The sequence below is a fragment of the Brucella sp. 22210 genome, assembly GCF_052045675.1.
Lineage (GTDB): Bacteria > Pseudomonadota > Alphaproteobacteria > Rhizobiales > Rhizobiaceae > Brucella.
Map to the genome: position 1 here is coordinate 1 of NZ_JBQEPD010000072.1, position 7,034 is coordinate 7,034.

Below are 7,034 nucleotides of genomic sequence, written 5' to 3' on the forward strand. Positions count from 1 at the left end.
CCGGGAATTAGAATTTTCCGGCTCTTATGCCAATGGCGGGCTGATGACGCCATCGGGATTATGCAAGGCAATCGGCACGTTATATCCGATTGCCGAGTGAGGACGATCCTCATTATAGTGTCGACGCCAATTCTCCAACTTTTCGCGCGCATCTTCAAGCGTTAAGAACCAGTGTGCGTTCAGGCACTCGGCGCGAAGCTTACTGTTGAAGGCTTCGATGAACCCGTTATCCCTCGGCTTTCCGGGTCGGGAGAAGTCCAGTGTGACCTTGTTGGCATAGGCCCACAGATCGAGGTCACGCGAAACAAACTCACTTCCATTATCAACCCTTATTGTCTTCGGATAGCCAGCACGACGACACACTTTCTCAAGTGTCTGAACGACATCCTCACCACGATAACTGAAGCGCGGATCGGTTGCCGGCGAGTAGCGTGAATGCGTATCGACAATAGTCAGAATCCGGAGTTTCTTTCCTGTTGCCAGCTGATCATGCACAAAGTCCATCGCCCAAACATCATTCGGCCCGATCGCTTGTTGACGATCCTCACGCAGCTTGGCCTTGACACGACGTTTCGGATGTTTATTCCTGAGCTGAAGTCCTAACTCATTGTATATTCGACGTGTTTTCTTCATGTTGATGGTCCAGCCTTCGCGACGAAGCAGGACGTGTACGCGACGGTAACCCTATCGCACACGGGTTTCACAAATCTCTTTGATCCGCTTCTCAACAGCGGCCTGCACGGTGCGGCGGGACTTGTAATTGATAGTCGATCTTTCGAAGCTTAGTGCTGCACAAGCCCGTCGGATCGATATTCCCCAATCAACAAGCATTCCCGCCACCAGATCACGTTTCCGCGCAGGCCTTAAAGTTTTCGGCGGATCACATCCTGCAACATCTCCCGATCAAGCGTGAGGTCTGCAACAATCCTCTTCAGCCGCGTATTTTCCTCTTCCAAGGCGCGCAGCCGCCGTATCTCATCAGGCAGCAGACCTGCATACTTTTTCTTCCAGTTGAAATAAGTTGCCTGGCTGATCCCGCTCTTGCGACAGATTTCCGCTACCGGAACGCCGTCATCTCCCTGCTTGAGAATAAACACCTTCTGAGCGTCCGAAAACTTCGATGCTTTCATGCCTTCCACTCCTTCTCCCAGCCAGGAAAATAGCGCGGAAAACTCTCATTATAAACGGTCCAGTTTTAAGGGAGCAGAGCAACGGCATATGCAAAAGGTGAGCGCGCAATGACACACGCCGTTTCAACCAGCCAGCCAAGGGAGGCCAAGCTGTTTCGGAACAACCGAAGTCAGGCCATCCGCGAACTGCTTTCCAAGTGGAGAAGTGAAACGCCCCTTGGCCCGGAAGATCAATTTCCTGATGACATTGACGAAGGCCTGCCGCCGTTGAAAGATATCGACCTGTGAACCCGTATTACATGCTGGACACGAACATTGTGTCAGACGCCATCCGCAACCCTGATGGTCGCGCCGCGCAAAAGATTGACCAGAACGCGGACATGGGGCTTGCCATGAGCATCATCACGGCGGCTGAGCTGCGATTTGGCGCTGCAAAGAAGGGTTCGCCTCGCCTTCTCGCCCGCGTTGAAGATGCACTCAGGATGATCCCGCCGCTACCGTTCGACGTTCCTGCTGACAGCGAATATGCAGGTATCCGGGCGGAGCTGGAAGCGGCAGGTAAGCCTATCGGGCCGAATGACCTGTTTATCGCGGCTCACGCCTACTCCCTCGGCATGACGCTTATTACCGCAACCACGAGTGAGTTCTCCAGAATTCGCGGGCTGAGACTGGAAAACTGGCTGACGTAAACGCCCTACTTGCACCCCACAGAGAAACGAAAGCGGCAACGCATTGACTTGCATTGCTGTTTTTTTTATGTCGTCAGCTTAGAATTCTGTTTTCAGAAAATGTCCGTGTCCTGATTATCCATTATCACTGGTGGTGCGCCGCTCCTGCCCATCAGCGGGGAATTCCTTGCCCGTGAGTGTATGCACTGCCCCGCGCCCGATGTATTCCTGCCAGTGGCAAACGATGACATTCACGAAGGGCGGGCTCCAGCTCCATCAGGCGGACACACATCCCAGGTGTCAGCAATCAGCGTCGAGCCAGAACCGCTGAACGCGTTGACCACGATCTCACCGCCGCGGGCGGAGTTGCCAAGCATGCGCTCGACGGGCTCAACCGGTTCTGCATCGGGTGAAGGGCCGCCTTACCCAGTTTTGACACGTTGAGAACGGTAGACGGAATCTCCGCCAGTTCCGTCTGTCCGGGCTGGCCGCGAGGCCAGTCCTACGAAAATGGCGCGGCCTTTCTTTCCCTTCATCAAGCACATCTGGGCCGAAGGCGGCTACAACCATGAACGCGCCACTCAAGCCACCAGCATTGCCGTCGAAAGTCGTCAAGAAGAACTCAGGCCAGACCAGTTTCGCCGTTCTGCCGCGCTGCTGGGTGGCCGAGCGCTTCTTTGCATGGATCAATCAAATCCGCCGCTGCTTTCCTCTATGCCGCCTCCATAATGTGCTCGTCAGACGATTGGCTCGATATCAATGTCTTGCAAAACCGAAATCCAGATCATACCCATAAGCTCATTGACGCTAAATTTAATTGATATAAGATTTTGATTTATTACTTTTATTGCCATGATATGGGAACCATATGAACAAAAACCTTCAACTACTATTTATTGCTATTACAGCTTTGCTTGTAATTACAAGAGCGTCGGCTCAAACGCCTACAACGACGTTCAATGTGCAGATTACGATTACTGCAGCTTGTCTTATTAATTCTGCAACCAACATGGACTTTGGTTCCAATGGTGTTTTGTCGACGAATGTCGACGCGACCAGCACCATAACCGTGCAATGCACGAATTCGACACCTTACAATATCGGCTTGAGCGCTGGCACGGGAACCGGCGCAACCGTCACAAACCGTTTGATGACGGGGCCGGCAAGCGCCACTATTGGATATTCGCTGTACACAACGACGGCCCGCACCGCAGTCTGGGGCAACACCGTCGGAACGAACACAGTCGCCGGGACAGGCACTGGTGCCGCTCAAGCCTATACGGTCTATGGGCGTGTTCCAGGGCAGTCGACGCCAGCTGCGGGTGTCTATACGGATACGGTAACCGCCACGATCAGCTATTAACGTCACGGAGGGTAGAATGCGTGTTCTCACTTTTGCCGCGGCGTTATTGGCGAGCTTGTATCTTGTCCCCGCGCATGCGGCTTCCTTGCGCGTTTCGCCGGTCATCATCGATCTGAGCGCGCCAACGGCGGCTTCAAACATTCGCATCTGGAACGATGCAAAACGGCCCATCAATGTTCAGGCCAGAATATTCCGCTGGAGCCAGAGCAATGGCGTTGATACCTACACGGCAGCAACCGATGTTGTTGTCAGTCCGCCCATATCGCAACTGAAGCCCGGCGGCGAAAACATCATCCGTATCGTGCGCACCACGAAAAGCCCGGTCAAGGCGGAAGAAAGCTATCGGCTGATTGTCGATGAACTTCCCGATAATGCGCAGCGGCGATCCGGCACGGTCAATCTGGTGATCCGCCATTCCATTCCGGTTTTCTTCTCGCAGCCCGGCACGCCGGATGCGAACCCGTCATGGAGTGTCCAGCGTCAATCGGGCGGTTATCAGGTGACCGTTAGTAACAAGGGAAACAAGCGGCTGCGTGTTTCCGATCTTGCATTGCAGGGTGCAGGCGGTCGTGCCGTCGCACAGCGAAAAGGCCTTGTTGGATATGTTCTGGGGCAATCAAGTGCAACTTGGTTCATTCCCGGAACAGGTGGTAGTCGGGGTGGTGGCTCGCTGACGATTTCAGCTCAAAGCGAAGCTGGCCCGATAAATGCGCAAGCGAGCGTCAGGGGCGGTTGATCTTGCGGTTTTGACGATTGCGTTTCTAACGGTCTGCACAGGATGTCTGAAAGCTGCGGCGCAGGAATTGCCACCTACGTCGTCGGGGACGCTTGTTTCCGACGATACCCCTCTGGAGCTTCAGCTTGAGGTCTATGTGAATGGCGCATCATCGGCGCTGATCGCTACGTTTCGTCAAACACCGGACGGATCACTTCTGATTGAGCCCGAACAGCTCAAGAATGTCGGGATCAAGCCCGCCACGGAAGCTATGCGGGATGACGGATGGATCGACGTGAACCGGCTCTCCGGGGTCAACGTCACCTATGACAAGGAGAACCAGATCGTTCGTTTCGATGCGCAGGAAAACAAGCGCGCCGCGCGTGTCATCGATGCGCAGTCTGGCGAGGAAGTCACGTCTGAAGAAGAAGACGAAAAACCCAAGGCCAAGAGCAATTTCGGCGGGCTGGTGAATTATACGATCTATGGCGCCAGCGGCGGACAGGATTGGTATGATCTGACGCAGTTCGAAGGTGTTTCTGGTCTCATGGAAGGGCGCCTGTTCGGTCCCTATGGCGTCCTGTCGTCGTCGCAGGTGCTCAGTTCGTCCGACACCGACAGTTTCGGGTCAACGCGTCTCGATACGAGATGGTCCTATTCGGATCAGGAAACGCTGATGACCTATAATGTCGGTGATTTCATTACGGGTGGCCTCTCATGGACGCGACCGACCCGTCTGGGCGGCGTACAAATCCGGCGCAATTTTTCATTGCGGCCCGATCTGGTTACTATGCCGATGCCTGAGCTGTCGGGGTCTGCGGCTGTGCCGTCAACGGTCGATGTTTATATCGATAACGCACGTCGTGCGACCAGCAATGTTGCATCCGGTCCATTTACGGTCACCAACCTCCCGGTGGTCACGGGCGCAGGCACAGCGCGTATGGTGGTTCGCGATGTTCTGGGCCGAGAGACGGTTACGGAAACGCCGTTCTATGCCTCGTCTAATTTGCTGGCTAAGGGGTTTGCTGATTTTTCTGCCGAAACCGGCTTTGCCCGCCGCTATTACGGCACGGAATCGAATGACTATGATGAGCGCATCGTGGGAAGCGGCACCTTGCGTTATGGTCTCACCAATAACACGACCTTAGAAGGGCACGTTGAAGGTGCCGAGAATTTCTACAATGCGGGCATTGGCGGCGTTTTCAATATCGGGCCTTACGGCGTTGGAACCTTATCCGGCGCGACCAGCAAATTCGGTGGGCAAACCGGCTACCAGATTGCTGCAAGCGTTGAAGCCGATCTCTGGGATGTCAAATTCTACGTGCGCACGCAGCGCACTTTCGGCGATTACAATGATATCGCCTCGATCACGGCCGATATAGACGAGACCGGGCTTCCGGACAATAGCGCCAAGCCTGCCAAAGCGCTTGATCAAGTTTCCGTTTCACTTCCTCGCATCTTCAATGAAACGAATCTGAATTTCTCCTACACGCAGATCGAAACTGTCGATTCCGAAAAATCGCGGATTCTTGGCGTCACCGCCACGCGGCCTTTTGGTAAGAAAGGCAACATGTTCATGTCTGCCTATACGGACTTCGAGCAGAAAGGCTCGTTTGGATTATATGCTGGATTGTCTTGGTCGTTCGACCATAACATCACGGCATCGACGAGTGTTTCGGCTGATGAAAACGGAACCACCGGGTCCATCGACTTGATGAAATCGGAACAGGCCGAGGTGGGAAGCACTGGCTGGCGGTTGCGCGGCTCTTATGGCCAGAGCGACATCATTGCTGCCAGCGGCAGCTATCGTAGCCAGATCGGCAGAATTGAAGCTGGTGTTGAAAAGTATGATGACAATGTTCGCGCCACCGCACAGATCGACGGTGCAGTTGTCCTCGCAGGCGGAGGTGTGTTCCTCTCGAACCGCATCGACGATGCTTTCAGTGTGGTGGATGTGGGCGCACCAGATGTCGACGTTCAATTCGAAAATCGTCCCATGGGCAAAACCAACAAGAGCGGCAAGATGCTGCTGCCCAATCTGCGTTCCTATGACAAGAACGTAATTTCCATTGACCCCAGCAATTTGCCGATTGATGCCACTGTAGGTGAAACTCGACAAGTGGTAAGCCCAAGCGATCGGGGTGGCTCCGTGGTGGACTTCAACGTCAAGGCCGATACGCGAGCTGCCCTTGTCACTCTGCGCGATGAGAGTGGCGCTTACATCGAGACGGGATCGACAGCGCAGCTCAATGGCTCGCAGGAGTTCATTGTGGGTTATGACGGTCAGGTCTATCTTGAAGGCATTGAGAACTCCAACACGTTGATAGTGACGCAATCCGAAAAGGGCTCATGCCAGATTACGTTCAACGCGCCACGCAATACAGAAGAGCGCGTTACCATTCCGGACGCCGTATGCAGGAGCACGCAATGAGATTTTATCGCATCGTCGCATGCGCGTTGTTCAATATATTGATTTTTCTACCAAGTTGGGCCCATGCACAAACCTGTTCCTTCAGCATCACCAATGTCAATTTTGGTACGGTCAATCTTCTTGGGGGTGGCGCGGTTGATACGACGGCGACATTGGGTGTTAATTGCTCCAACACGCTCACAGTCAGTCTTTTTCTTCGGGTGTGCCCCAATATCAATGCGGGCAGCGGCGGCTCAAGTGGCGGCTTGCGCACCATGCTGAGCGGCACCAACGCGCTGACCTATCAGCTTTATTCCGATACTGCGCGTTCGGTTCCCTGGGGGTCTGTTACCAACACGGCATTGGGGTCGCCACCACCCATCGACATGACCTTGCTGCCGCTCACATCCACTACCGCCACGCGTACGATCTATGGGCGTATCCTGTCCGGGCAGGCGGCCACGCCAGGCGGCGCGTATTTATCGACGTTCTCGGGTGCTCAAACCCGCTTCAACTATGCCAGCTATCTGCTTGTGGCGCCTGCCTGTACTGCTATGACGGATAATCCAACGCAGCCAACCTTCAACGTGACGGCCAATGTTGATCGCACCTGTACAGTCTCCGCCACGTCTATCAACTTTGGCAATCACGGGGTTCTGACATCCAATGTGGATGCGACCGGGGCTCTATCGGTAAGCTGTACCACCAACCTGCCCTATAGTGTTTCCCTGAATGGTGGTTTGAGCAA

7 protein-coding genes and 1 pseudogene are annotated in these 7,034 nt (G+C 54.3%); 7 read left to right on the forward strand and 1 reads right to left on the reverse strand.

Features of this window, described 5'->3' with window-relative positions; translation table 11 throughout:
* Positions 1–24: 24 nt before the first annotated feature.
* Positions 25–1,130, reverse strand: a pseudogene (locus ACTJKP_RS25720) (IS3 family transposase).
* A 108-nt stretch (positions 1,131–1,238) separates the two neighbouring features.
* On the opposite strand from ACTJKP_RS25720, the gene ACTJKP_RS25725 reads away from it, so the two are divergent.
* From ACTJKP_RS25725 to ACTJKP_RS25755, 7 genes are all read left to right on the forward strand, one after another.
* The gene (locus ACTJKP_RS25725; RefSeq protein WP_440632696.1) at positions 1,239–1,418 is read left to right on the forward strand and encodes a hypothetical protein; all 180 of its coding nucleotides are present in this window, start codon (positions 1,239–1,241) and stop codon (positions 1,416–1,418) included.
* A complete protein-coding gene (locus ACTJKP_RS25730; RefSeq protein ID WP_440632697.1) occupies positions 1,415–1,819 on the forward strand; it encodes a type II toxin-antitoxin system VapC family toxin in 405 nt (134 codons plus the stop codon). The genes ACTJKP_RS25725 and ACTJKP_RS25730 overlap by 4 nt, the downstream gene beginning before the upstream one ends.
* Positions 1,820–2,308: 489 nt before the next feature.
* Positions 2,309–2,527, forward strand: coding sequence for a hypothetical protein (locus tag ACTJKP_RS25735; RefSeq protein ID WP_440632698.1), 219 nt, complete (start codon positions 2,309–2,311; stop codon positions 2,525–2,527).
* A gap of 139 nt (positions 2,528–2,666) precedes the next feature.
* Entirely contained in the window at positions 2,667–3,161 is a 495-nt protein-coding gene (locus tag ACTJKP_RS25740; RefSeq protein WP_440632699.1) for a Csu type fimbrial protein, read from the forward strand.
* Between the two features lie 16 nt (positions 3,162–3,177).
* Positions 3,178–3,897, forward strand: a complete 720-nt coding sequence (locus ACTJKP_RS25745) for a fimbrial biogenesis chaperone (RefSeq protein ID WP_440631206.1) — start codon at positions 3,178–3,180, stop codon at positions 3,895–3,897.
* Positions 3,869–6,307: a fimbria/pilus outer membrane usher protein gene (locus ACTJKP_RS25750; protein WP_440631207.1), complete on the forward strand. Its 2,439-nt coding sequence runs from the start codon at positions 3,869–3,871 to the stop codon at positions 6,305–6,307. Before ACTJKP_RS25745 ends, ACTJKP_RS25750 begins: the two co-directional genes overlap by 29 nt.
* On the forward strand, positions 6,304–7,034 hold a 731-nt coding region (locus ACTJKP_RS25755; RefSeq protein WP_440631208.1), incomplete at its 3' end, for a spore coat protein U domain-containing protein. The genes ACTJKP_RS25750 and ACTJKP_RS25755, both read left to right, overlap by 4 nt.